1 protein-coding gene is annotated in these 350 nt (G+C 56.9%); it reads right to left on the bottom strand.

Translation table 11 applies throughout. The annotated features are described in order from the left end of the window. Nucleotides 1-350: AMP-binding protein (locus C5470_RS22290; protein ID WP_166291958.1), on the bottom strand; the 350-nt coding region annotated here is incomplete at both ends.

The following is a 350-nucleotide window of genomic DNA, read 5'->3' as shown; positions in this document are numbered from 1 at the left end:
CAATGCGGAAACCGCGGATTTTCACCTGCTGGTCAGTACGACCCAAAAATTCCAGATTGCCGTCCGGCAAATAACGCGCCAAATCCCCGGTGCGGTACATCCGGGCATCCGGCTTATCGCTGAACGGATCGGGCAGGAAACGTTCTGCCGTCAGCTCAGGCCGGTTCAGATAACCCCGTGCGACGCCTTGACCCGCAATATAAATCTCCCCAAGTCCCCCCAGCGGAACAGGCTGACCGCACGTGTCAAGAATATAGATACGGTTATTGGCAATCGGGCGACCGATGGGAGGCAAAGTGGGCCACCGGTTCGGGTCCTGATCCAGAATGTATGCCGTTGTCACATGGCTT

The sequence above is a fragment of the Photorhabdus stackebrandtii genome (assembly GCF_011189495.1).
Classification (GTDB): domain Bacteria; phylum Pseudomonadota; class Gammaproteobacteria; order Enterobacterales; family Enterobacteriaceae; genus Photorhabdus; species Photorhabdus khanii.
The sequence above is the reverse complement of the archived record's forward strand: the minus strand, read 5'-3'. Positions and strand labels throughout refer to the sequence as shown.